The organism is Pelomonas sp. SE-A7 (genome assembly GCF_030345705.1).
Lineage (GTDB): Bacteria > Pseudomonadota > Gammaproteobacteria > Burkholderiales > Burkholderiaceae_C > JAUASW01.
This window is the reverse complement of sequence record NZ_JAUASW010000001.1, coordinates 1,480,893-1,505,194: the sequence shown is the minus strand read 5'-3', so window position 1 is coordinate 1,505,194 and position 24,302 is coordinate 1,480,893. Positions and strand designations below refer to the sequence as shown.

26 protein-coding genes are annotated in these 24,302 nt (G+C 67.1%); 20 read left to right on the top strand and 6 right to left on the bottom strand.

Annotated elements, in window-relative coordinates:
• The first annotated feature begins 10 nt into the window (after positions 1-10).
• The 3 genes from QT382_RS06795 to QT382_RS06785 all read left to right on the top strand — a co-directional run bounded on the left by QT382_RS06795 (position 11) and on the right by QT382_RS06785 (position 3,639).
• Positions 11-1,156 (top strand): sugar ABC transporter permease, encoded by a 1,146-nt coding sequence (locus tag QT382_RS06795; protein WP_502929881.1) that lies wholly within the window; start codon positions 11-13, stop codon positions 1,154-1,156.
• A complete protein-coding gene (locus QT382_RS06790; protein ID WP_289253276.1) occupies positions 1,153-1,935 on the top strand; it encodes an ATP-binding cassette domain-containing protein in 783 nt (260 codons plus the stop codon). The genes QT382_RS06795 and QT382_RS06790 overlap by 4 nt, the downstream gene beginning before the upstream one ends.
• A 192-nt stretch (positions 1,936-2,127) precedes the next feature.
• Positions 2,128-3,639 (top strand): GGDEF domain-containing protein, encoded by a 1,512-nt coding sequence (locus QT382_RS06785; protein ID WP_289253275.1) that lies wholly within the window; start codon positions 2,128-2,130, stop codon positions 3,637-3,639.
• On the opposite strand, the gene QT382_RS06780 is transcribed toward QT382_RS06785, so the two are convergent.
• Positions 3,636-4,679: an AraC family transcriptional regulator gene (locus QT382_RS06780; protein WP_289253274.1), complete on the bottom strand. Its 1,044-nt coding sequence runs from the start codon at positions 4,677-4,679 to the stop codon at positions 3,636-3,638. The two genes, QT382_RS06785 and QT382_RS06780, sit on opposite strands and share 4 nt — an antisense overlap.
• Positions 4,680-4,749: 70 nt before the next feature.
• On the opposite strand from QT382_RS06780, the gene QT382_RS06775 reads away from it, so the two are divergent.
• The 4 genes from QT382_RS06775 (at position 4,750) to phaR (ending at position 8,110) form a co-directional block, all read left to right on the top strand.
• Entirely contained in the window at positions 4,750-5,139 is a 390-nt protein-coding gene (locus tag QT382_RS06775) for a carboxymuconolactone decarboxylase family protein (protein WP_289253273.1), read from the top strand.
• Positions 5,140-5,142: 3 nt separating this feature from the next.
• Positions 5,143-6,195: a beta-keto acid cleavage family enzyme gene (locus QT382_RS06770; RefSeq protein WP_289253272.1), complete on the top strand. Its 1,053-nt coding sequence runs from the start codon at positions 5,143-5,145 to the stop codon at positions 6,193-6,195.
• A gap of 14 nt (positions 6,196-6,209) precedes the next feature.
• Positions 6,210-7,481 (top strand): MFS transporter, encoded by a 1,272-nt coding sequence (locus QT382_RS06765; RefSeq protein ID WP_289253271.1) that lies wholly within the window; start codon positions 6,210-6,212, stop codon positions 7,479-7,481.
• A gap of 62 nt (positions 7,482-7,543) precedes the next feature.
• Positions 7,544-8,110: a polyhydroxyalkanoate synthesis repressor PhaR gene (gene phaR / locus QT382_RS06760; RefSeq protein WP_289253270.1), complete on the top strand. Its 567-nt coding sequence runs from the start codon at positions 7,544-7,546 to the stop codon at positions 8,108-8,110.
• A gap of 14 nt (positions 8,111-8,124) precedes the next feature.
• Here phaR and QT382_RS06755 read toward each other — a convergent pair whose 3' ends face one another.
• Positions 8,125-8,904 (bottom strand): substrate-binding periplasmic protein, encoded by a 780-nt coding sequence (locus QT382_RS06755; RefSeq protein WP_289253269.1) that lies wholly within the window; start codon positions 8,902-8,904, stop codon positions 8,125-8,127.
• A gap of 78 nt (positions 8,905-8,982) precedes the next feature.
• Here QT382_RS06755 and rimO point away from each other — a divergent pair, with 78 nt between their 5' ends.
• Together rimO and QT382_RS06745 are read left to right on the top strand one after the other, a co-directional pair.
• Positions 8,983-10,374: a 30S ribosomal protein S12 methylthiotransferase RimO gene (gene rimO, locus QT382_RS06750; RefSeq protein WP_289253268.1), complete on the top strand. Its 1,392-nt coding sequence runs from the start codon at positions 8,983-8,985 to the stop codon at positions 10,372-10,374.
• Positions 10,375-10,385: 11 nt separating this feature from the next.
• Positions 10,386-11,579 (top strand): PLP-dependent transferase, encoded by a 1,194-nt coding sequence (locus QT382_RS06745; RefSeq protein ID WP_289253267.1) that lies wholly within the window; start codon positions 10,386-10,388, stop codon positions 11,577-11,579.
• Here QT382_RS06745 and smpB read toward each other — a convergent pair.
• The gene (gene smpB, locus QT382_RS06740; protein WP_289253266.1) at positions 11,562-12,026 is read right to left on the bottom strand and encodes an SsrA-binding protein SmpB; all 465 of its coding nucleotides are present in this window, start codon (positions 12,024-12,026) and stop codon (positions 11,562-11,564) included. The genes QT382_RS06745 and smpB overlap by 18 nt on opposite strands.
• A gap of 48 nt (positions 12,027-12,074) precedes the next feature.
• On the opposite strand from smpB, the gene QT382_RS06735 reads away from it, so the two are divergent.
• Both QT382_RS06735 and QT382_RS06730 read left to right on the top strand, forming a co-directional pair.
• Complete coding sequence (locus QT382_RS06735; protein ID WP_289253265.1) at positions 12,075-12,542, top strand: type II toxin-antitoxin system RatA family toxin; 468 nt, start codon at positions 12,075-12,077, stop codon at positions 12,540-12,542.
• Positions 12,529-12,876, top strand: coding sequence for an RnfH family protein (locus QT382_RS06730; protein ID WP_289253264.1), 348 nt, complete (start codon positions 12,529-12,531; stop codon positions 12,874-12,876). The genes QT382_RS06735 and QT382_RS06730 overlap by 14 nt, the downstream gene beginning before the upstream one ends.
• A 21-nt stretch (positions 12,877-12,897) precedes the next feature.
• Here the strand turns inward: QT382_RS06730 and QT382_RS06725 are convergent, their stop codons facing one another.
• Entirely contained in the window at positions 12,898-13,404 is a 507-nt protein-coding gene (locus QT382_RS06725) for a DUF4124 domain-containing protein (RefSeq protein WP_289253263.1), read from the bottom strand.
• A gap of 124 nt (positions 13,405-13,528) precedes the next feature.
• Here QT382_RS06725 and guaB point away from each other — a divergent pair, with 124 nt between their 5' ends.
• The 3 genes from guaB to guaA all read left to right on the top strand — a co-directional run bounded on the left by guaB (position 13,529) and on the right by guaA (position 17,937).
• Positions 13,529-15,001 (top strand): IMP dehydrogenase, encoded by a 1,473-nt coding sequence (gene guaB, locus QT382_RS06720; protein WP_289253262.1) that lies wholly within the window; start codon positions 13,529-13,531, stop codon positions 14,999-15,001.
• 62 nt (positions 15,002-15,063) lie between these two features.
• On the top strand, positions 15,064-16,314 hold the full coding sequence (locus QT382_RS06715; RefSeq protein WP_289253261.1) for a TCR/Tet family MFS transporter: 1,251 nt from the start codon (positions 15,064-15,066) through the stop codon (positions 16,312-16,314).
• A 36-nt stretch (positions 16,315-16,350) separates the two neighbouring features.
• Positions 16,351-17,937, top strand: coding sequence for a glutamine-hydrolyzing GMP synthase (guaA, locus tag QT382_RS06710; RefSeq protein WP_289253260.1), 1,587 nt, complete (start codon positions 16,351-16,353; stop codon positions 17,935-17,937).
• Between the two features lie 43 nt (positions 17,938-17,980).
• Here the strand turns inward: guaA and QT382_RS06705 are convergent, their stop codons facing one another.
• Together QT382_RS06705 and QT382_RS06700 are read right to left on the bottom strand one after the other, a co-directional pair.
• Positions 17,981-18,223 (bottom strand): glutaredoxin family protein, encoded by a 243-nt coding sequence (locus QT382_RS06705; RefSeq protein ID WP_289253259.1) that lies wholly within the window; start codon positions 18,221-18,223, stop codon positions 17,981-17,983.
• Positions 18,224-18,255: 32 nt separating this feature from the next.
• Entirely contained in the window at positions 18,256-19,503 is a 1,248-nt protein-coding gene (locus tag QT382_RS06700; protein ID WP_289253258.1) for a spore maturation protein, read from the bottom strand.
• A gap of 144 nt (positions 19,504-19,647) precedes the next feature.
• On the opposite strand from QT382_RS06700, the gene QT382_RS06695 reads away from it, so the two are divergent.
• The 6 genes from QT382_RS06695 (at position 19,648) to QT382_RS06670 (ending at position 24,279) form a co-directional block, all read left to right on the top strand.
• Positions 19,648-20,226, top strand: coding sequence for a 2'-5' RNA ligase family protein (locus tag QT382_RS06695; protein WP_289253257.1), 579 nt, complete (start codon positions 19,648-19,650; stop codon positions 20,224-20,226).
• A gap of 42 nt (positions 20,227-20,268) precedes the next feature.
• Positions 20,269-20,496 (top strand): hypothetical protein, encoded by a 228-nt coding sequence (locus tag QT382_RS06690; RefSeq protein ID WP_289253256.1) that lies wholly within the window; start codon positions 20,269-20,271, stop codon positions 20,494-20,496.
• Positions 20,497-20,553: 57 nt separating this feature from the next.
• The gene (gene tadA, locus QT382_RS06685) at positions 20,554-21,123 is read left to right on the top strand and encodes a tRNA adenosine(34) deaminase TadA (protein WP_289253255.1); all 570 of its coding nucleotides are present in this window, start codon (positions 20,554-20,556) and stop codon (positions 21,121-21,123) included.
• The gene (locus QT382_RS06680; protein ID WP_289253254.1) at positions 21,120-22,091 is read left to right on the top strand and encodes an LD-carboxypeptidase; all 972 of its coding nucleotides are present in this window, start codon (positions 21,120-21,122) and stop codon (positions 22,089-22,091) included. The genes tadA and QT382_RS06680 overlap by 4 nt, the downstream gene beginning before the upstream one ends.
• Positions 22,092-22,702: 611 nt before the next feature.
• A complete protein-coding gene (locus QT382_RS06675) occupies positions 22,703-23,350 on the top strand; it encodes an energy transducer TonB (protein WP_289253253.1) in 648 nt (215 codons plus the stop codon).
• A gap of 110 nt (positions 23,351-23,460) precedes the next feature.
• Positions 23,461-24,279: a MotA/TolQ/ExbB proton channel family protein gene (locus tag QT382_RS06670; protein ID WP_289253252.1), complete on the top strand. Its 819-nt coding sequence runs from the start codon at positions 23,461-23,463 to the stop codon at positions 24,277-24,279.
• The last annotated feature ends 23 nt before the right edge of the window (positions 24,280-24,302 follow it).

Here is a 24,302-nt window from a genome sequence, read left to right as displayed (position 1 = left end):
GGACTGGCGCATGGCCTGCATGGCCGGCGTGCTGGTGCTGCTGGCCCTGGCCTTCGACGGCTTGTCCGGCGGCCTCTTCCTCACGCCCGAAAACCTCTACAACCTGGTCCAGCAGACGGCGGTCGTGGGCATCCTCGCGACCGTGGTCGTGCTGGTCATCGTGGCCCGCCACATCGACCTGTCCATCGGCTCGGCCCTGGGTTTCGTCGGCGTGCTGATTGCCTGGCTGATCTACACCAAGCAATGGTCCTGGCCGGCCGCGGCCGCCGCGGGGTTGGGCCTGGCCATTGCCGTCGCGGCTTACCAGGGCGCGCTGACCGCCTGGCTGGGCGTGCCCTCGTTCGTGGTCACGCTCGGCGGGCTGATGAGCCTGCGCGGCGCGGCCTTCCTGGTAGCCGACGGCAAGACCCAGCCGATCAGCGACGAATCCTTTCTGATGCTGGGCGGCGGCTACAGCGGCGCCATCGGGCCGCGCTGGAGCTGGTTGCTGTGCGCTCTGCTGTGCACGGCCTTGCTGCTCATCCTTTTCTTGCGCCGGCGGCGGCTGCGGAAGTTCGGTATCGCGCCGCGGCCCTTGACGTTGGACCTGCTGCTGACGCTGCTGCCTTGCGCACTCGCCATCGTCTTCGTGGCCACCATGAACGCCTACCAGATCCCCGACAAAGAGCTCGGCCAGGGCCTGCCGGTGCCGGTGCTGATCTGGATCGCCGTGGCCCTGCTGCTGTCCTTCATCGTGCGGCGCACCCGCTTCGGTCGCTATGTGTTCGCGCTGGGCGGCAATCCGGAGGCGGCGGCCCTGGTCGGCATTCCGGTGCGCCGAGTCACGCTGCAGCTCTACCTGCTGCTGGGCCTGCTGGTCTGCGTGGCTGCCGTGGTCTCGGTGGCGCGGCTCAATGCCGGCACCAATTCGCTGGGCACCGGCATGGAGCTCTATGTGATCGCCGCCGCCGTCATAGGCGGCACCACGCTGGCCGGTGGCAGCGGCAGCATCCTCGGCTCGGTGCTGGGCGCGCTGATCATGCAGACGCTGGACAGCGGCCTGCTGCTGCTAGACGTGTCGGTGGGCCTGCGCATGGTGCTGATGGGCCAGGTGCTGATCATGGCCGTGGTGTTCGACGTGCTGTACCGGCGCTATGCGGGGGAGGGGCTCCAATGATCCCGGCCGTCTCGCTGCGCAACATCCACAAGGCCTTCGGCGGCGTGCATGCGGTCGAGGACGTGAGCCTGGACCTCCATCCCGGCGAGGTGGTCGCCGTGCTGGGCCACAACGGTGCCGGCAAGTCCACGCTGATGAAGCTGCTGGCCGGTGTTCACGCCATCGACAGCGGCGAGGTGTTCATCCAGGGCCGCAAGGTCGAGATCCGCACGCCGGCCGATGCCCAGGCCCTGGGGCTGGAGACCATCCACCAGACGCTGGCCCTGGCCGACAACCTGGACGCCGTGGCCAACCTCTTCCTCGGCCGCGAATGGCTGACGCCGTGGCGCCTGCTCGACGAGTTGCGCATGGATGCCAAGGCCCGCGAAGTGTTTGCCAGGCTCAATCCGCAGTTCAGGAATTTCCATGTGCCGGTGCGCCGCTTGTCCGGCGGCCAGCGCCAGGTGGTGGCGATCTCGCGGGCCCTGCTGTTCAATGCCCGCATCCTGGTCATGGACGAGCCCTGCGCGGCCCTGGGTCCCGAAGAGACGGCCATGGTGGCGCGCCTGATCCGCAGTCTCAAGGCCGAGGGCGTGGCCATCTTCCTGATCAGCCACGACCTTCACGAGGTGTTCGCCCTGGCCGACCGGCTTTGCGTGATGAAGAACGGTCGTCGCGTCGGCACCTATGCCTGTGCCGATGTCACCGAAGACGAGGTGCTGGCCATGATCATCGCCGGCAAGCGGCCCGAGGGCAGAGAGGAATGCCTGGGGTCAGGTCTTGTTCAAGCCGAAACCTGACGCCTGAACAGGCTTCGTTCCGTGCGCACTCCGCATCAAATCGGCGGGCCGCGGCACCCGCCTTTGCCGCTGCCGTTGCGCCCTAGGGGGAAACACCGCAGCAGCGCCTGGCGGGGCCGCTCATGATGGATTCGTAAGCAAGCAGTGCTTGTGTGGCTGGCGCCTCCAGGGGCGTCGGTAGCAGGTGGCCTCATGAAGCACGAACGAGAACAAGACCGCGGACCGGGTTCGCGGCGCAGGAACGGCGTCCGGTATTTCTTCGGCGTCGCGATGGGACTGTTGCTGCTGGCCTTCTTCTGCTGGCACGCCAGGCGCGACTACGAGCGCACGCTCGAGGACGAGCGCGGGCGGCTCGAAGCACTGGCGGTGGCGCTGGCCGGCAACGCCGATGTGGCCTTGCGGGGCGGTGGCTATGTGCTGCGCAGCGTCGAGCTGGCGATGCGCCAGGCCGGAGGTGTCGCCAAGCTCAGCCCCGATCAGCTGGCCGGCCTGTTCCGTCGGCACCTCGACTCGGTACCGACGGTCGATGGCTCACCGTTCCATGCCATGTGGATGGCCGACGCCGAGGGCCAGGTGCTGGCCCATACGAACGAGAACAAGGGCGCCCGCGCCAACGTGGCCGACCGCGAGTACTTCGTCCACCACCGCAGCGTGAAGGGCGCGGACAGCTATCTCAGCCCGCTGACGGTGGAGCGGCTGGGGGGCAACCAGGTGATCTTCCAGACCGTCAGGCTGGAGGATGCAGAAGGGCGCTTCGCCGGCATCCTGGGCATCTCTCTGCGGGTGAAGTACCTGGACAAGCTCTACCGCATGCTGCGCCTGGAAGAAGGCAGCACGGTGCTGCTGCTGCGCATGGACGGCCAGCTGCTGTTCCGCTATCCGCTGGAGCCCCACCATGTGCTGGTGGGCCCCAAGGACATGCGGCACTACCAGGACGTGATCCAGCTGAAGCAGGGCAGCTTCGAGACCGAGCGCAGCGCCTACGACGGCCTGGCCCGGGTGGCCGGCTTCACGCGCAGCGACTACCTGCCGCTGGTCGCCCTGGTCTCGCAGACCCGCGACCGGACGCTGGCGCAATGGCGAGCCAATACCATCACCTATGCGCTGATCGCGCTCAGCATCTACCTGATGCTGCTGGGTCTGTTCCTGCATTCGCAGCGCCAGTGGCGGCGGCTGGATTCCTCGATCCAGGCTTCCCTGCACGATGCGCTCACCGGCCTGCCCAACCGCCGCTACCTGGACCGCATGCTGCCCATCGAATGGCGGCGCAGCGGCCGCGGCCAGCAGTGCTTCTCGGCCCTGTTCATAGACATCGACCACTTCAAGCGCTTCAACGACCGCTATGGCCATGCGGCCGGCGACGCCTGCCTGCGCCAGGTGGCCGAGTGCATGCGCACGGCGCTGCAGCGGCCCGGCGATGCGCTGATCCGTTATGGCGGCGAGGAGTTCCTGTGCCTGCTGCCTGACACCGATGCCGCAGGGGCGCGCAAGGTGGCCGAGGGCCTGCTCGACGCGGTCCGGGCGCTGGCGCTGCGGCATGAGGATTCGCCGACGGCCCAGATCGTCACCCTGTCGATTGGCGTTGCCACCGGCCGGCCGCTGGACGGCTCGCCCGAGGCCTTGCTCAGGGAGGCGGATGCAGCGCTCTATGCCGCCAAGTCCTCGGGCCGCGACCGTGTGGTCGAGGGCGGGGACGCCGGCTAGCTGTCGCTGCTGCGCCGCTGCCGCGCCGACTCGCCGAACGCCTGACGGTGCCAGCGCGAGAAGGCGCTGGCCGATGCAAAGCCCAGCAGGCTGGCCACCTGTTCCAGCGGGCGCTGCCGCTCCTCAACCATGCGGGCCGCGAGCTCGCGTCGCAGCGCTTCGAGCAGGCTGCTGAAGCTGAGGCCTTCCTTGCTCAGCTGTCGGTGCACGGTGCGCCGGTCCACGCCCAGATGCGCCGCCACCGCCTCGACCGTGCAGGCGCCGCCGGGCAGCAGCAGGAGCATGAGCTGACGTGCCTCGACCGACAGGCCGGCCCGGTCGGCGGCGCGTGCCGCTTCCAGCATGCGCCGGGCCTGCTGGGCCATCACCGGGTCGGCTGCGGGGTTGGGCCGGTCCAGCTCGCTGGCCAGACAGACGATGCCGTTGAAGTCGTGGCCGAACTCGACCGGTGCGCCGAACACCCGCCGGTGCACCGAGGCATCGCGCGGGGCCGGGTGGGCGAAGCAGACCCGCCGTGGCCGCCAGTCGCTGCCCAGCAGCAGCTGCATCACGCGCGCGGTCACGCCCAGGGTCAGCTCGGTAGCCTGGCGCACCGAGCCGCCGCGGCCGACGATCAGCTCCTCGCGGACGATGACCATGGGCCCGACCTCTTCGAGGCGGAGCAGCAGGGCCTGGTTGTGGGTATGCAGGTAGCGGACCACCTCGGTCATGGCCTGGCGCAGCGTCGGCTGGTCGCGGATCAAGAGGCCCAGCGGCCCAAGGTTGGACAGGCGCCGGCCCTCGGCCATGCGCAGGCCGAAGTCCGGCCAGCCGCTGCGTTCGGCCGACAGCTCCAGCAGCTGGCGGACCGCCTCGCCGCTGATCATGGCTTCGGGATGCAGGGCCGCATCGGCAGGCAGCCCGGCTTCGGCGAGCAGTGCTACCGGATCCAGGCCGGCCGCGCGGGCGACCTCCAGGTAGTGGGTCAGGGCGGCGCCGCGGGTCAGCCAGCCCGAGGCGCCTGGGGCGGACCCGGGGCTGTCCCGGGATGTCAAGTTCATGTCCCGGATTGTCAAGTATGGAGGGACCCCAAGTCCAACAATCCGCCCCATTCCCAGCAGCGAGGCTCCGATGAACAAACCCTCAGACACCCCCACCTGCGACGCCCTGCGCGCCGGCGGCAACTGGAATCCGAACTGGGAGCCGTTCGCGGCCCTGGACCCGGCCTGGACCGAGAAGTTCCTGTCCATGGGCATCACGCCCATGGTGTCGGGCGTGCTCGATGCCAAGACCATCGAGTTCATCGCCATCGCGGTCGATGCCTCCTGCACCCACATGTACGCCCCCGGCGTGCGCCGCCATGTGCGACGAGCGCTGGAGCTGGGTGCGACCAAGGCGGAGATCACCGCCGTCCTGCAGTGCGTGTCGGTGCTGGGCATCCACAGCATGAGCATGGGCGCGCCCATCCTGCTGGAAGAACTGGCTGCCTTCGAGCAGCGCGAACAAGCCCAAGGAGACTGAGCCATGCAATTCCTCGACGATTCCCTGCTGCCCGAGAACCAGGAAAAGCTGGTCATCCAGGTCGCCCCCTTCGGCCCGCAATACCTGCCGGAGGATTCGAGCGACATCGCCGTCACCATGGACCAGCAGATCCAGAAGGCGGTGGACTGCTGGAATGCCGGCGCCACCGTGCTGCATGTCCATGTGCGCGAGGACGACGGCAAGGGCAGCAAGCGCCTGTCCAAGTTCAACGAGATGCTGGCGCGGCTGCGCGAGGCCGTGCCCGAGATGGTGCTGCAGGTCGGTGGCTCCATCTCCTTTGCGCCCGAGAGCGAAGGGGAGGCCGCCGAGTGGCTGGACGACGACACGCGCCACATGCTGGCCCAGCTCGATCCCAAGCCGGACCAGGTGACGATTGCGATCAACACCAACCAGATGAACGTGACCGAGCTGCTCAGCCCGGCCGACTGCGAGGGCACCATCATCGGCCGCCCGGCGGTGTTCAAGGCCTACAAGGAAATGACCATCCCCTCGGGCCCGGCCTTCGTCGAGGAGCATCTGCGCCGCCTGCAGACGGCCGGCATCCAGCCGCATTTCATGCTGGGCGATGTGGGCCAGCTGGAGTCGGTCGAGCGCCTGATACGCCGCGGCCACTACTGCGGTCCGCTGATCCTGAACTGGGTGGCGATTGGCGGCGGCGCCGATGGTCCAAACCCGCGCAACATGATGGAATTCGTCAACCGCTGCCCGGACGGCGCGGTGCTGACGCTGGAGGGTCTGATGCGCAACTGCCTGCCGCTGAACACGCTGGCCATCGCCATGGGCCTGCATGTGCGCGTGGGCATAGAGGACAACCTGTGGCGCCGCCCCGGCGAGCGCATCAGCTCGGTGGAGCAGATCGAGCAGGTGGTGCGCATCGCCCGCGAGCTGGACCGCGACATCGCCACCGGCCAGGACGCCCGCCGCATCTACAAGCTGGACGAGCACTACGGCAACACCGATGCCACGCTGGCCAAGCTGGGCTATCCGCCCAACCGCAAGCCCGGCCAGCGTGGCCTCATTCCGCAGGCGGCCTGAGCATGGAGTCCGGCATGGCCTGGAAGAAGAGCCCGGCGGCGGTGCTGGCGGCGCTGCTGGTGATCCACCTGCTGGCCCATATTGACCGCAACATCCCGCTGGGCTTCTCGCCGCAGCTGATCGCCGACCTGAAGCTCAGCGGCGCGCAGTACGGCTTTCTGGTCGGTGCGGTCTGGGTCTTGAGCTTCGGCGTGATGGCCCTGGTGCTGGGCGCGCTGGCGGACCGTTTCAGCCGGCCGCGCGTCATCGCCGTCGGCCTGCTGGTCTGGAGCGCCTGCACCGCAGCCTCGGGCCAGGCGCAGAACTTCGAGCAGATGGTTGCGGCGCGCTTCTTTGTGGCGGCCGGCGAAGCGGCCCTGGTGCCGGCGGCTGTGGCCCTGCTTGTGGAGCTGTTCCCCGAGCAGCGGCGCGGTGCGGCCGTGGGCCTGTTCTTCATGGGCATTCCGCTGGGCATTGGCTTTGCCTTTCTGCTGGCCGGCAGCTATGGCGCCAGCCACGGATGGCGCGACACCTTTACCACGCTGGGCGTGATGGGCATGGTCCTGGCCGTGCCGCTGGCCCTGCTGCGTGAGCGGCGCGAGGCGCCGGCTGGCGGCACGCCGGCCCAGGGCCAGCCGTTCGGCCAGCAGCTTCGGGCCGTGCTGCAGCTGCTGCGCAGCCAGCCCCTGGTCTGGCAGGTGATGGCCGGTTTCGTGCTCGTCCATCTGGTGTTTGCCGGCCTGTCCTTCACCCAGCTCTGGATGGTGCGAGAGCGCGGCTTCGATGCCGGCAGCATCGCCCAGAAGATTGGCGCGCTGCAGATCCTGTTCGGCACGCTAGGCTCGGTGGTGGGCGGCGTGCTGGCCGACCGCATCGCCAGGCGCCTGCCGGGCGGCCATGCCGGCTTTGCGGCCCTGCTGGTGCTGATCTGCATGCCGCTGCTGGTGGCCAGCCGCTTTGCCGCGGCCGGGTCGGCGCTGTTCTATGTCGGCCAATGCGCCGGCTATTTCCTGCCGCTGGCGATCTACGGGCCGGCCAACTTGCTGGTCCAGCAGCACACGCCGGCCCAGCTGCGTGCCACGGTCACCGGCGCCGGCATGCTGGTGATCAATGTGTTCGCCATCGCCATCGGCAATGCGGCGCTGGGCTGGGTCGTGGACCGGTTGAGCGAGCAGGGCGCCGCCGAACCGCTGACCCGCATCCTGCTGCTTAGCGATGCAATGGCGGCGCTGGCCCTGCCGTTCTTCCTGCTGGCGGCGCGCCGTTCGCACGGGGCGGCGGCCGCGCTGGCAGTTCGCCCGGGGTAAACCCGTCCGGAGAGATCGGGGGGCGCTCCTAGAATCTGCTGCAATGCAATAAGGAGCGATCGATGGCAACGGCCCGCAGAGGCAAGACGACGGCGGACAAGGCAGCGGCAGGCGAGGCGGCAGCCCCCGAGCTGCGCATCCTCAAGAAGTACCCCAACCGGCGTCTCTACGACACCCAGACCAGCAGCTACATCACGCTGGCCGACGTCAAGAAGATGGTGCTCGACGGCCAGAGTTTCGAGGTGCGCGACGCCAAGACCGGCGAGGACCTGACCCGCTCCATCCTGCTGCAGATCATCCTGGAGGAAGAAACCGGCGGCATGCCCATGTTCACCACCCAGTCGCTGGAGCAGATCATCCGCTTCTACGGCCATGCGATGCAGGGCGTGATGGGCGAATACCTGGAGCGCAACATGCAGGTCTTCTCGGACGCGCAGCAGCGCTTCGCCGAGCAGAGCAAGGGCCTGGCCTTCAGCCCCGAGCAGTGGACCCAGTTCATGGGCACCCAGGCGCCGATGATGCAGACGCTGATGGGCGGCTACATGGAGCAGGGCAAGAGCCTGCTGGAGCAGATGCAGAAGGCTTTCCCGGGAATGCCGGGCATGCCGGGCTTCCCGGCCAAGAAGTAGTCGGTCTTCCGCCGCTACTGCAGCCCGTGGCGGCTGCGGATGGCCTTCAGCGTGCCGTTTTCTTCCAGCCGGCGCAGCGCCTCGTCGATGGCGCGGAACTGCGCCTCGCCGACCGAGCGCTTGCTCAGCATCAGGTGGGCGGCGTCGTGCACCGGCAGGAAGGGCAGCTCGACCAGCTCGATCTTCTGCTGTCGCAGCAGCAGGCGCATCGCGGCGCGGTCGGCCATCACCAGGTCGCCACGGCCGGCCTTGAGCATGCGCAGGGCACTGTCCAGTTCGTCGTAATGCGAGAGCAGGCCGGCCTCGGTCAGGGCCTTCTTGTTCGTCTCGAAGCCCTGGCCGAACCAGCCGAAGCCCTGGCTGACCAGGCTGATCTTGCGCTGGAGCAGGTCCTCGAAGCCGGTGATGCCGCGCAGCGAATCGGCCTTGGCCGGGAGGGCGAACAGGGCGACGGCCTCGCGGTAATAGGGCGCGGTGAACCAGGCGACCTGGCGCCGCTCCTCGTTGATCGAGGCCGAGGGCAGGAGGTCGATCTCGCCCGCCACGAACATGGCATAGCGCCGCTTGCGCGGCAGCTCGGGCCGCAGCTCCAGCTTGCAGCCGGCCTGCTCGAGGATGCGCTGCACCAGCTCGATGTCCGAGCCCTTCAGGCTGCCGTCCGGCGCCTTGTAGACATAGGGTGGGCGCTTCTCCACCGCCATGCGCAGCGGCAGCTCGCAAGCCGGCGCCGCCCGGGCCGGCGCCAGGGCGGTCAGCAGGCCTAGGGCAGCAGCGATGGTCAGTAGGCGCAGCATGGCGGAACGGCCCGATGCTACTGCCGACGGAACCGCTCCAGGCGGGGCGCCGGCACCCGGATGAGGGACAATCGCGCCATGAGTGATTCCGCCGTCCAGAACCCCGCCCCCAAGATCGGCTTCGTGTCGCTGGGCTGCCCCAAGGCCCTGACCGATTCCGAGCTGATCCTCACGCAGCTGCGTGCCGAGGGCTATGAAACTTCCAAGACCTTTGCCGGCGCCGACCTGGTGATCGTCAACACCTGCGGCTTCATCGACGACGCGGTCAAGGAGAGCCTGGACACCATCGGCGAGGCGCTGGCCGAGAACGGAAAAGTCATCGTGACCGGTTGCCTGGGCGCCAAGGCCGGCCATGCCTCGGACAACCTGGTCCGTGAGATGCATCCGAGCGTTCTGGCCGTCACCGGCCCGCATGCGACGCAGGAGGTGATGGACGCAGTCCACATCCACGTGCCCAAGCCGCATGACCCCTTCATCGACCTGGTGCCCGAGGCCCGTGGCGTCGCCGGCATCAAGCTCACGCCCAAGCATTACGCCTACCTGAAGATCAGCGAGGGCTGCAACCACCGCTGCTCGTTCTGCATCATCCCCAGCATGCGCGGCGACCTGGTCTCGCGGCCCATCGGCGATGTGCTGAGCGAGGCCCGCGCGCTGTTCGAATCCGGCGTCAAGGAACTGCTGATCGTCAGCCAGGACACCAGCGCCTATGGCGTGGACGTCAAGTACCGCACCGGCTTCTGGGACGGCAAGCCGGTCAAGACCAAGATGCTGGACCTCGTGGCCCAACTGGGTGAGCTGGCCAAGCAGCATGGCGCCTGGGTGCGCCTGCACTACGTCTACCCGTACCCGCATGTGGACGAGGTGCTGCCGCTGATGGCCGAAGGCCTGATCCTTCCGTACCTCGACGTGCCTTTCCAGCATGCCCATCCCGATGTGCTGAAGCGCATGAAGCGCCCGGCCAACGGCGAAAAGAACATGGAGCGCATCGCGCGCTGGCGCGAGATCTGCCCCGAGATCGTGATCCGCTCGACCTTCATCGCCGGCTTCCCTGGCGAGACCGAGAGCGAATTCCAGTACCTGCTCGATTTCATGAACGAAGCGCGCATCGATCGCGCCGGCTGCTTTGCCTATTCGCCGGTCGAGGGCGCCTCGGCCAACGAGCTGGCCGGCGCGCTGCCGGACGAGGTGCGTGAAGAGCGCCGTGCGCGTTTCATGGCGATTGCCGAGCAGGTCTCGGCCGACAAGCTGCGTTCTCGCATCGGTGCCAGCATGCAGGTGCTGGTCGATTCGGCCCCGGCCATGGGCCGCAAGGGTGGCGTGGGTCGCACCTACGCCGATGCGCCGGAGATCGATGGCACGGTGCGCATCCTGCCGCCGGAGAAGGCCAGCCGCATCCTGAAGGTCGGCGAATTCACGCGCGTGCGCATAGTCGCGGCCGAAGGCCACGACCTGGTCGGCATGCCGATCTGAGGGAGCGCGCCTTGACGAACAAGAAGCGCGCGATTTCCACCGAACAGATCCACCATCCCTACCAGCCGCCCGAGGGCTGGGCCGCGCATCCGGTCGGTGTCTACAAGGCCTCGACCGTGCTGTTCAAGGACACGGCCGACCTGCGCCAACCGCGGCCGCGCGACGGCCTGAGCTACCGCTACGGTCTGCACGGCACGCCCACCAGCTACACCCTGGCCGCGCGCCTGGCCACGCTGGAGGGCGCCGAGCATTGCCTGCTGACGCCCTCGGGCCTGTCGGCCATCACCGTGGTCAACCTGGCCCTGCTGCAGCCCGGCGACGAGGTGCTGCTGCCGGACAACGTCTACGGCCAGAACCGCTGGCTGGCGGTGGACTACCTGCCGCGTATTGGCGTCACGCACAAGTTCTACGACCCGCTGAATGCGGCCGTGCTGCCGCTGTCGGACAAGACCAAGCTGGTCTGGCTGGAAGCTGCCGGCTCGATCACGCTGGAGTTCCCCGACCTGGTCGGCCTGCTCAAGCGATGCAAGGCAGCCGGCGTGCTGACCGCGCTGGACAACACCTGGGGCGCGGGCGTCGCCTTCAATGCCTTCGAGATCGCTCCGGGCCTGGGCGTGGACATCTCCATGCAGGCGCTGACCAAGTACCAGTCCGGCGGCGCCGACGTGCTGATGGGCGGGGTCTACACCCGCGACAAGGCGCTGCGCGACCGCATCGACAACTGCCACGAGCACCTGGGTTACGGCCTGGGCCAGAACGACGTGGAACTGGTGCTGCGCTCGCTGCCCACGCTGGAGCTGCGCTACCGGGCGCAGGACGCGACCACGCGGGCGCTGGCCAGCTGGATGCAGTCTCGGCCCGAGGTGGCTCAGGTGTTGCACCCGGCCTTGCCGGGGTCGCCGGGGCACAAGCACTGGCTGGAGAGCAGCAGCGGCGGCGCCGGCTGCCTGTTCTCGGTGGTGTTCAAGCTCGAGTACACGCAGAAGCAGGTCGACGCCTTCATCGACGGCCTGGAACTGTTCGGCATCGGCTATTCCTGGGCCGGGCCCATGAGCCTGGCCGTGCCCTACAACATGAGCCAGAGCCGCTCGCTGCCGATGCCGCTTGCGGCCGGGCATCTGGTGCGGTTCGCGATCGGGCTTGAGGCGGCCGCGGACCTGCAGGCCGACATTGAGAAGGCGCTGGAATCAGCCTTTGGGGTTTGATGCGACCTTGTGTCGCATCAGGCGCCCCTTCTCGCGCTCCCAGTCCCGCTGCTTCTCGGTCTCGCGCTTGTCGGCCTTGTCCTTGCCCTTGGCCAGGGCGATGTCGCACTTGATGTGGCTGCCCTTGTAGTGCAGGTTCAAGGGCACCATGGTGAAGCCCTTCTGCTCGACCTTGCCGATCAGGCGACGGATCTCGTCCTTCTTCATCAAGAGCTTCTTGGTCCGGTCGGCCAGTGGGCTGACATGGGTGGACGCGGTGCGCAGCGGATTGATGCGGCAGCCGATAAGGAACAGCTCGCCGTTCTTGATCATCACGTGGCCATCGGTCAGCTGGACCTGGCCGGCGCGCACGGCCTTGACCTCCCAGCCTTCGAGCACCATGCCGGCCTCGAACTGTTCCTCGATGTGGTACTCGAAACGAGCGCGGCGGTTTTCTGCAATGGCCATGACAGCGAATCTTGGGGCGGATGCCGCAAATAGAATGGCGCGCATTGTATGAAGCACGTCAAAAAGTCCGTCCTGCTCTGGTACTCGCCGCGCGAGATGTACGACTTGGTGACCGACATCGCCCGCTATCCGGAGTTCCTGCCCTGGTGCGAAAAGGCCGAGTTGCTGGAGCAGCATGAAGGCGGCATGACCGCCCGACTGAGCCTGGCCTATGCCGGCGTGCGCCATGCCTTCACGACGCGCAACAGCCACGAAGCCGAACGCAAGGTCGACATGGAGCTGGTCGACGGCCCGTTCTCCAAGCTGGAGGGCACCTGGCTGTTCCTGCCGCTGGGCAAGCCGGGCGGCGAATTGGGTGGGGGTGGTCCGCAGGCCTGCAAGATCGAGTTCGATCTTTGCTACGCGTTCTCCAGCAAGGCGCTGGAGGCGGTGGTCAGCCCGGTGTTCGACCGCGTGGCCAATACCTTCGTCGACCGCTTCGTCGAGCGGGCCGAGAGCGTCTATGGTCCCCGCTGAAAGGCCGGGGCGAATCCGCGTCGAGCTGGTCTGGAGTCCGGTGGCCGGCGATGTCCGCCATGCCTGGCTGGACCTGGCCGAGGGCAGCACGCTGGAGCAGGGGCTGCGCAGCTGCGAGGCTTTTGCGGATCAGCTCGAACACCTGGGCCAGTTCAAGCTCGGCATCTGGGGGCGGCAGCAGCCACTCTCGTACGGGCTGCGGGATCGGGACCGGATTGAGGTCTACAGGCCCCTGAAGGTCGATCCCAAGGAGGCCCGGCGCCAGCGCTTCCAGGCCCATGGCGGCAAGCGCATCGTGTCGCGGCACAGGCCGCTGGCGGGCAAGGGCGGCTGAGCGGCTCTTTCGCTCAACAGATCAGCGGCACTCGGCGGCGATGACGGCGCGGGTGCGCTGGATCTCGGTGTTGCGGCCCTGTTCGTCCAGGTAGACCTGCTCGCCGCGCTCGTTGGCCTGCCTGACGCGGGCGCCGCTCTCCAGCACTTGCAGCTGGGCGCGGGCATTGCGGCAGTTCTCGGCGCGCACCTCGGCCTGTTTGCGTTCGGCTTCCTTCTGCTTGGCGGCGGCTTGTTCCTGATCTTGCTGGCGTTGGCGCTGTTGCTGGGCATCGGGTCGCGAGGCGGGGGCGGCCGGAGCACTGGCGGTTTCTGCCGGGGCGCTGGCGCCTATGGGCCGCACGGTCACGAACTGGGGCCGCTGCGGCGGCTTCTGCAGGATGTCCTTTTCCGGCGTTCCGGGCGGGGGAGGGCGGTCGCTGTACTGGATGTTGCCGCCGCTGTCGCGCCATTTCCATTGGGATTGCGCTTGGACGCCGCCGGCCAGGGCCAGCAGGAGCAGAAGGCAGAGCGGGGTGGACAGTCGCATCGGTGCGGCGCCCTAGGGCGTACTGCTTGGGGTGCGGTCGAGTTTAGCGGCGACTATGTCCCTGACCAAGCGGGGGCTGTGAACTGCTTCCGTATAATGCCGCTTTGCGTCTGGAGCCTCCCTCATGCGCCTTCTCGGTAAAGCGCTCACCTTCGACGATGTGTTGTTGGTGCCAGCCTTCTCCCAGGTGTTGCCCCGCGACACCAGCCTCGCCACCCAGCTGACCCGCAATATCCGCCTGAACCTGCCCCTGGTGTCTGCCGCCATGGACACGGTGACGGAAGCCCGCCTGGCCATCGCCATGGCCCAGGAAGGCGGCATGGGCATCGTGCACAAGAACCTGACCGCCCAGCAGCAGGCCGCCGAAGTGGCCCGCGTCAAGCGCTACGAATCCGGCGTGCTGCGCGACCCGATCACCATCACCCCCGAAACCACGGTGCGCCAGGTCAAGGCATTGTCCGAGCAGCACGGCATTTCCGGCTTCCCGGTCCTGCAGGGCCCCAAGGTGGTCGGCATCGTCACCGGCCGCGACCTGCGTTTCGAGACCCGCATGGATGCGCCGGTGTCCGAGATCATGACCCCGGCCGAGCGCCTGGTCACGGTTAAGGAAGGCGCCTCGCTGGCCGAGGGCAAGGCCCTGATGCACAAGCACAAGCTGGAGCGCGTGCTGGTCGTCAATGACGCTTTCGAGCTGCGCGGCCTGATGACCGTCAAGGACATCACCAAGCAGACCAACTTCCCCAACGCCGCCCGTGATGCGCAAGGCAAGCTGCGCGTCGGCGCCGCCGTGGGCGTGGGCGAGGGCACGGAAGAGCGCGTCGAGCTGCTGGTGCGAGCCGGCGTCGACGCCATCGTGGTGGACACGGCCCACGGCCACAGCGCCGGCGTGATCGAGCGCGTGCGCTGGGTCAAGCAGAACTATCCGCAGATCGACGTGATCGGCGGCAACATCGCCACCGGCGCAGCGGCCCTGGCCCTGGTCGAGGCGGGGGCCGACGGCGTCAAGGTCGGCATCGGCCCCGGCTCGATCTGCACCACGCGCATCGTGGCCGGCGTGGGCGTGCCCCAGATCACCGCCATCGACTACGTGGCCACGGCACTCAAGGGCACAGGCGTGCCGCTGATCGCCGACGGCGGCATCCGCTACTCGGGTGACATCTCCAAGGCCATCGCCGCCGGCGCCAGCGCCGTGATGATGGGCGGCATGTTCGCCGGTACCGAGGAAGCGCCGGGCGAGGTCGTGCTGTTCCAGGGTCGCTCGTACAAGAGCTACCGCGGCATGGGTTCCATTGGTGCGATGAAGGCAGGCTCGGCCGACCGCTACTTCCAGGAAAACGACGAAACCAGCAACCCCAACGCCGACAAGCTGGTGCCCGAGGGCATCGAGGGTCGCGTGCCCTACAAGGGCTCGCTGGTGGCCATCGTGTTCCAGATGGCCGGCGGCCTGCGCGCCTCCATGGGCTACTGCGGTTGCGCCAGCATCGCCGACATGCAGGACAGGGCGGAGTTCGTCGAGATCACCTCGGCGGGCATCCGCGAAAGCCACGTGCACGACGTGCAGATCACCAAGGAAGCGCCGAACTACCGTTCTGAATAAGGCGGCAGCGGCTTGAAGAACGGGGCCTAGTGCCCCGTTCATCACTTAAGGACTTGAGAACAGTGAGCGACAGCGCAGTTCCCGGTAACCGCAGCAAGTCGGCCGGCATGGCCTTCATCATGATCGCGGTGCTGATCGACATGATCTCGATCGGGCTGATCATCCCGGTGCTGCCGCCGCTGGTCGGCACCTTCACGGCCAGCCAGGCCGACCATGCTTTCTGGTACGGCGCGGTGGCCTTCGCCTTCGGCTTTGCCAACTTCGTGACCTCGCCGGTCTTGGGTGCGCTGTCGGACCGCTACGGCCGCCGCCCGGTGTTGCTGCTGGGCTTCTCCGGCCTGATGCTCAGCTTCTTCGTCACCGCGATGGCAACGGCTCTGTGGATGCTGATCGCGATCCGCCTGGTCAGCGGCGCCATGCAGGCCAACATCGCCGTGGCCAACGCCTACGTTGCCGACATCACGCCGCCCGAGGACCGCGCCAAGCGCTTCGGCATGCTGGGCGCCGCCTTCGGCATGGGCTTCATCCTGGGCCCGGTGATGGGCGGCATCCTGGGCTCCATCGACCTGCACCTGCCGTTCTACGTGGCCGGTTGCATGGCGCTGGTCAACTGGTGCTATGGCTTCTTCGTGTTGCCCGAGTCGCTGAAGCCGGAGAACCGCCGCGCCATCGACTGGCGCAAGGCCAACCCGATCAGCGCCTTCCGCAAGCTCACCGGCCTGCGTGGCGTGGGTCCGCTGGTCTGGGTCATCGCCCTGGCCGGCCTCGCGCAATTCGTGCTGCACACGAGCTGGGTGCTCTACACCGGCTTCAAGTTCGGCTGGGGCCCCAAGGAGAACGGCTGGTCGCTGTTCGCCGTGGGCGTGATGTCGGTGGTCGTGCAGGGCGCTCTGCTGCCGCATCTGCTCAAGCGCTTCGGGCCGCAGCGCCTGGTGCTGCTGGGCCTGGCCTCCAGCACCGTCACCAATTTCGTCTGGGGCGCGGCCACCGAGGGCTGGATGATGATTGCCATCATCTTCGCCAATGTGCTGGGCTTTGCCGCCAATGCCGCGATCCAGAGCCTGATCTCCAACGCCGCCGATGCCAAGACCCAGGGCGAGACCATGGGCGCCGTGTCCTCGCTGAACAGCCTGATGGCCGTGGTCGCTCCCATCCTCGGCGCCTGGCTGCTGCACCTGGTGTCCGGCCTGCCCAAGGGCGACTGGCGCATTGGCGCACCGTTCTACTTCTGCACCGCGCTGCAGGCCGCGGCCCTGTTCTTCGCCTGGCGCCATTTCTCGCGCAAGCAGGCCGCCGAACCGGCCGCCGCCTGAGCCACCGAACCGTCTCCACAAGTCCCCGAGCACACCATGAACCACGACAAAGTCCTGATCCTCGACTTCGGCTCCCAGGTCACCCAGCTGATCGCGCGCCGCGTCCGCGAGGCCCATGTCTATTGCGAGATCCATCCGAACGACGTGTCGGACGAGTTCATCCGCGGCTACGCGCCCAAGGCCATCATCCTGTCCGGCAGCCATGCCTCGACCTACGAGGATCACGAGCTGCGCGCGCCCCAGGCGGTTTGGGACAGCGGCGTGCCGGTACTGGGCATCTGCTACGGCATGCAGACCATGGCCGTGCAACTGGGCGGCAAGGTCGAATGGAGTGACCATCGCGAGTTCGGCTATGCAGAGGTGCGCGCCCATGGCCACACCAAGCTGCTGAACGCCATCGAGGACTTCAGCACCACCGAGGGCCACGGCATGCTCAAGGTCTGGATGAGCCATGGCGACAAGGTCACGGCCCTGCCGCCGGGCTTCAAGCTGATGGCCAGCACCCCGAGCTGCCCCATCGCCGGCATGGCGAACGAGGAGAAGGGCTACTACGCCGTGCAGTTCCATCCCGAGGTGACGCATACGGTGCAGGGCCAGGCGCTCCTGAACCGCTTCGTCCGCGAGATCGCCGGCTGCAAGGGCGACTGGATCATGGGCGACTACATCGAGGAAGCCGTCCAGAAGATCCGCGAGCAGGTGGGTGACGAAGAGGTCATTCTGGGCCTGTCCGGCGGCGTCGATTCCTCGGTGGCCGCGGCCCTGATCCACCGTGCCATCGGCGACCAGCTGACCTGCGTCTTCGTCGACCACGGCCTCTTGCGCCTGAACGAGGGCAAGATGGTGATGGACATGTTTGCCGGCAAGCTGCACGCCCGCGTCGTCCATGTGCAGGCCGAGGAGCAGTTCCTGGGCCATCTGAAGGGCGTCAGCGACCCCGAGCAGAAGCGCAAGATCATCGGCCGCGAGTTCGTCGAGGTGTTCCAGGCCGAGGCCAAAAAGCTGACCAACGCCAAGTGGTTGGCTCAGGGCACGATCTACCCCGACGTGGTCGAGAGTGGCGGCACCAAGACCAAGAAGGCCACGACGATCAAGAGCCACCACAACGTCGGCGGCCTGCCCGAGACGCTGGGCCTGAAGCTGCTGGAGCCGCTGCGCGAGCTGTTCAAGGACGAGGTGCGCGAGCTGGGCGTGGCCCTGGGCCTGCCGCCCGAGATGGTCTACCGCCACCCGTTCCCGGGTCCGGGCCTGGGCGTGCGCATCCTGGGCGAGGTCAAGAAGGACTATGCCGACCTGCTGCGCCGTGCCGACGCGATCTTCATCGAGGAGCTGCGCAACACCCGTGACAGCGCCTCGGGCAAGACCTGGTACGAACTGACCAGCCAGGCTTTCGCCGTGTTCCTGCCGGTCAAGAGCGTCGGCGTGATGGGCGACGGCCGGACCTACGACTATGTCGTGGCCTTGCGCGCCGTTCAGACCAGCGACTTCATGACCGCCGACTGGGCCGAGCTGCCCTACAGCCTGCTCAAGCGCTGCTCGGGCCGCATCATCAACGAGGTGCGCGGCATCAACCGCGTGACCTACGACGTCTCGAGCAAGCCGCCCGCGACGATCGAGTGGGAATGAGAAGCTCGGCGCGCCGGCATGAGCCGGCCGCCGGACCTTCGTGCTACAGCTTCAGCTGCGCAAACGCCGCCTGCAGACCCGCGACACCGCCCAGGCGCTGGTCGTTGATGAAGACCTGCGGCATCGAGCGCACCGAGGGGCCGCACTTCGCGTAGAAGGCGATGCGCTGCTCCTCGTCATCGATCCTGATCTCTTCGTAGGCCAGGTTCTTGGCCTTGAGCAGGTTCTTGACGATGTCGCACTGCGGGCAGGCGGACTTGGAATAGACGACGATGTTGAGTTGCATGGGATCAGTCTACGCGGGCTGGGCAGGGCGCCTTACTTGAAGAACCAGTAGCCGACGACGATGGCGCCCACCAGCCCCACCACGTCGGCGATCAGGCCGCAGGTCAGGGCATAGCGGGTCTTCTTGATGTTGACGCTGCCGAAGTAGACCGCCAGTACATAGAAGGTGGTCTCGGTCGATCCCTGGATGATGGCGGCCAGCTTGCCCTGGAACGAGTCCACGCCATAGGTTTTCATCACGTCGACCATCAGGCCGCGCGCGCCGCTGCCGGAGAGCGTCTTCATCAGGCCCACGGGCAGGGCGGGTACGAAGTCGGTCGGCAGGCCGAGGGCGGACACGCACCACGCGATGCCGCTGACTAAATAGTCCATGCCGCCGGTGGTGCGGAACACCGAGATCGCCACCAGGATGGCGATCAGATAGGGCACGATCTGCACCGCCACGCCGAAGCCTTCCTTGGCGCCTTCGACGAAGGCCTCATAGACATTGATGCGCCGCCAGGCGCCCACCGCGACGAAGGCCACGATGATCGTCATGATCACCAGGCTGCCCAGCAGGCCTATGTAGCGCGACATCTGCTCGGCCGGGTAGTTGTGCAGCCAGCCCCACAGCGCCGCCATCAGCGCCGCGAAGCCGCCGAAGAAGGCCAGCATGGGCGCGCTGTAGAGCTTGATCTTCTGCACCCAGGCCACGGCCACCAGGCCGGCGACGAAGCTGATGAAGGTGCCAATCAGTGTCGGCAGGAAGATGTCGGCGGCATTGAAGCCGACCAGGTGCTGGTCGATGGCCATGGTCTGGCGGATCGCGATCACCGAGGTCGGGATCAAGGTGATGCCGGCGGTGTTCAGCACCAGGAACATGATCATCGCGTTGCTGGCCTGGTCCTTCTCCGGATTGATCTCCTGCAACTCCTTCATGGCCTTGAGGCCGAGCGGCGTGGCGGCGTTGTCCAGACCGAGCATGTTGGCCGAGAAGTTCATCACCATGGACCCGCCGGCCGGGTGGCCCTTGGGCACGTCCGGGAAGATGCGCGAGAAGAAGGGGGCGATGGCGCGGGCGAAGAGCTGGATCACGCCGGCGTTCTCGCCGATCTTCATGATGCCCAGCCACAGGCTCATCACGCCCACCAGACCCAGCGAGATGTCGAAGCCGGTCTTGGCCGTGTCGAAGATGCCGCTCAGCACCTGGCTGAAGATCAGCAGGTCGCCCTGCATCAGGCGCAGCAGGGCCACGCCGAAGCCGGCCAGGAAGAAGGCGATCCAGATGTAGTTGAGCACCATGAGGCTTGGGCGGGCCGGGGCCGGCGGGGAGTGGAGCCGGGATTATTCCGTTTGCGCGGTGCCTGGCGGCTCCCGGTCCACCCTCGGCGGTCATCGCCAATGCACGGCTGGCCATCACCGGAGCTCATGCGCTAGGCTCGCGCGATGGCTGAAACGGAACCCGCCGCCGATCTCCGGCCGGTGCGCACCGACCGTCTGTTCTTCGCCTTGCGGCCGCCCGAGGCGGCGCTGGCGGCCGTGCTGCGGCGGCGCGAGCAACTGGTTCAGCAACTGGGCCTGCCGGGCCGGCCGCTCAAGGCCGAGCATCTGCACATCACCCTGCATCATCTGGGCGACTTCCCGGCGTTTCCGGCCGCCTTGGTTCACAAGCTGACGGCTGCGGCGCACAGCCTGCACGTGCCGGCCGTCGATGTGCGCCTGGATACCGCGATGAGCTTTCCGCGCCGCAGCCGGCGCAACAACCCCTTCGTGCTGCTGGCCGGCGAGCCGCTGGAGCCGCTGCGGGCGCTGCAGCAGAGCCTCAGCGTCAGTCTGCAGGCGGCAGGCGTCGAGATCGACCAAGGGCGTTTCAAGCCGCACCTGACCCTGCTCTACGATGACGCCCTGGTCGACCTGCAGGCCATTGAGCCCCTGGGCTGGACGGCGCGAGAGCTGCTGCTGGTCGATAGCCTGCTGGGTCAGACGCGCCATGTGGTGCTGGGGCGCTGGCCGCTGCACGACTGAACTCGACAACCGTCAATTGTTGCCATCAAGGAGACGCAAGCCATGCGCGCTGTTTTCAGCATCCTCGGTCTGGTGATCGTGTTTGCGATCGTGATGTTCCAGATGAAGAACCAGGCCAAGCAACTGGTGCCGGCACGACCGGCGGCCTCGCAGGCGGCAATGGCGGGCAGTGTCTCCGCGACCGGGCTGCCGGCCCCGGCAGCCGTGGGCACGCAGGTGCAGGGTGCCATCGACCAGGCTGCCGCAAAGGCTTCAGCAGCCCAACCCTGAATTCGGCCGCGATCGGCACAAGTGGCGCGGGCCGGTTGCTACACTGGCCCGCCTGCCATGCTTGATGCCCCGCTCCTGCCTTCCGACGAGTACGCGATGCGCCTGGCGCTCGACCAGGCCCAGAACGCGCTGCTAGTCGGCGAGGTGCCGGTCGGCGCCGTGCTGATGCGCCAGGGCCAGGTCATCGCCACCGGCTACAACCGCCCCATCACCACGCACGACCCGACGGCCCATGCCGAGATCGTGGCGCTGCGCCATGCTGCCACGCTGCTTGGCAACTACCGCTTGCCGGAGTGCGAGCTGTTCGTGACGCTGGAGCCTTGCGCCATGTGCGCCATGGCCATGATGCATGCACGGCTCAAGCGCGTGGTGTTCGCCGCCCATGATCCCAAGACCGGCGTGGCCGGCTCGGTGCTGGACCTATTCGGCCAGCCCCAGCTGAACCACCACACGGCAGTGCAGGGCGGTGTGCTGGCCGACGCCTCGGCCCAGCTGCTGCGCGACTTCTTTGCCGAGCGACGCGAGCTGGCGCGGCGCCGCCGCGACCTGGCCCGTGCCGCCGCGGCGGGCGCCCCTGAACAAATCCCCACCGGGGAAGCCATCCACCTGGACGACTACAAGCCATGAGTTCCCTGACCCTCTACACCCCGGCCGGCGTGCTGGCCCAGGCCCAGCCCCTCAAGCGCGCCGCCAAGCGCCTGGGCGCGCTGGGCTTTGAAGTGAGCATCGACGAAGCTGCGCTGGCCAAGCACCAGCGCTTCGGCGGCGACGACGAGACCCGGCTGGCCGCCCTGCATCGCATCGCCAAGGCCAAGCCCGACGTGGCCCTGGCTTCGCGCGGCGGCTACGGCCTGACGCGGCTGCTGGACGGCATCGACTGGAAGCTGATGCTCAAGAGCGTCGAGCGCGGCACGCGCTGGGTCGGCCAGAGCGATCTGAGCTCCTTGCAGCTGGGCCTGCTGGCCCATGCCAAGAGCGGTCATTCGCCGGTCAGCTGGGCCGGGCCGCTGGCCTGCGACGATTTCGGCCGCAGCGAAGAGGAGGGCGGTGTCGACGAGGTCACCCGCGACTGCTTCGTCGAGGCCATGAGTGGCGCCCTGGAGGCCATCGGCTTTCGCACCGAGGCTGGCTTCGAGGAGCTGGAGGCCCGCGGAACCCTGTGGGGCGGCAACCTGTGCGTGTTGACTTCGCTGCTGGGCACACCGCATTTCCCGCAGATCAAGGGCGGCATCCTGTTCCTGGAAGACGTCAATGAGCATCCCTACCGGGTGGAGCGCATGTTGTTGCAACTGCAGCAAGCGGGCGTGCTCGGGGCGCAGAAGGCGGTCCTCCTGGGTGACTTCGGTGGCTGGCGCAAGTCGCCGCTGGATCGCGGCTATACCCTGAAGTCGGCCATCGAAGCCGTGCGCTCGCGCACCAAGACGCCAATCCTCACCGGCCTGCCGTTTGGCCATGTGCGCACCAAGGTCTGCTTGCCTATCGGCGCTACGGCCGAGCTCTACGTCCAGGGGCGCAATGCCATCGTGGGCTGGGCGGCCGAACACCATCACGATCCTTTGCGCGAGCATGGGCATGAGCACGGACATGGGCATTGAGATCTGCTCAAGCGAGTGATCGTTGCAGGCGCAATCCGCACATCGCACCGTAGTCTAGGTAAAAACCCTTTGGCCGCAGACCCCGGGAGGCCGCTGCGATACCAATAAAATACCAGCAGCTCCTCCTCGTGCGTAGCGCGCATGGGTAGGGGCGACAAGGCCGCTTGACAAGGGCCTGGCCGGTGGAAGCTGGGGAATTCCCCAGGCCTGGGTCAGGGGGTCTCTCATTTATGATGGGAGGCGTTCGAGGGTAGCTGGCGAGTAGTTGAACTACATCGTTCATTGCCTAGCCCCCGGAAGTCGCCCGCAGGTCCTAGGCCAGCGGGCATTTTTGTTGAGTGGTGGCTATCCATCCGATCCAGTGTTTTGAGATTTGATCTTCGTGTTGCCGGCGAAATCGTGGCGCCCCTCTTGTCGATGGGGCTGGGTGGTGCGAAAGTGCCTCTCCCGCATCCACATGCCGGCCACCTGCATGGCCGGCGGTACGCAGTGATTTCAGGCCCAGCTTCGGCTGGGGACGTAAGTGAAGCTTTGGACGCAGGCGCTATGCAGGGTCACAACCCCCCGCCGCTGATGATGGAAAAGATTGGCAGTCTTATGAAGGAGCGCGCATGAACTTTGCGCAGGAACAGAAGAGCACATCGCGCGTTACCGGCTTCGGCATCGTGGTGGTGATCCACGTCCTGATCATCTGGGCGCTGGCGAGCGGTTTGGCTCGCAAGATCGTCAAGGCAGTGTCCGAGCCGATCGAGACCAAGGTGATCGAAGAAAAGGTCAAGCCGCCCGAGGAAATCAAGAAGGTCGAGCCGCCGCCGCCCAAGCTGGACACACCGCCGCCGCCGTTCGTGCCGCCGCCGGAAGTCGTGATCACCGCACCCGCACCGCCGGCCGTGATCAACACTCCGACGACCTCGGTGCCCCCGCCGGCAGCGCCCATCGCGGCAACTCCGGCACCGGCTCCCAAGGCTGCTCCGGCACCGGCACCGCGTACGGGCCCGGTAACCGCTGCCATGGTCTGCACCAAGATGGGCAAGCCTGAAGCGCCGAGCGTGAACTGGAGCGGCGAGGCGCTGCTGAAGGCCGTCGCTACCGTCAAGGCCGGTCGTGTGGTCTCGGTGGAAATCCAGAGCCTGCGCGGTGGCGTGGAGCGCAAGGCCCTCCGTGCCATGAGCGCCGCCGTCACGCAGACGCTGCAGGACACCTACGAATGCCCGGGCGACCACGTGTTCGAGCAGGAATTCCAGTTCCGCATCGAGTAACGCTCGTCACCCATCGCTCGCACGGGGGCGGCCACTGAACAGCAGCGGCCCCCTCGTTCCTCAAAACCGATATCCGATCGATATCCGATTTCTTCCTAGGAGTTGACTCCATGATCTCTCGTATCTCCGGCTTCCTGGCCGCCGTTGCAATGGCCGCGACCCTGGCGCTGTCTTCGCAAGCTTCCTTCGCTCAAGCTGCCGACGCAGCCTCCGCTGCCCCGACGACCACCGAAGCTGCTCCGGCCGCTGCCGCTGCTCCGAAGAGCGAAGAGAACCCCTACGGCCTGGGCCACATGCTGTCGCACGGCGATGCCGTGTCCAAGGGCGTGCTGTTCCTGCTGGCCATCATGTCGATGGGCAGCTGGTACATCCTGATCACCAAGCTGTGGGACACGCAAAAGCTGGCCAACGAAGCCAAGGAAGTGCGCGCCACGTTCTTCAAGAAGGCCAGCCTGGCTGACGGCGTCAAGGGTCTGAAGGACACCGGCGCTTTCCGCTTCATCGCTGCTTCGGCCATCGAGGCTTCTGAGCACCATGAAGGCGCCCTGACCGAGAACATCGACCACAGCAGCTGGGTCACGATGAACGTCGAGCGCGCCGTGGGTGAAGTCAACAGCCGCGTCGGTTCGGGCCTGGGCTTCCTGGCTACCGTCGGTTCGACCTCGCCGTTCATCGGCCTGTTCGGTACGGTGTGGGGCATTCTGCAAGCACTGACCGCCATCGGCGTGGCCGGCCAAGCTTCGATCGACAAGGTCGCAGGCCCGGTGGGTGAAGCACTGATCATGACCGCCATCGGTCTGGGCGTCGCCGTTCCGGCCGTGCTGGGCTACAACTGGCTGGTCAACCGCAACAAGGCTGTGATGGCTCAAGTGCGCGCCTTCGCCGCTGACCTGCACGGCGTCCTGATGGGCAACCGCGCCAAGCGTTAATCCCCGCTTCCCGGAGAACTCAT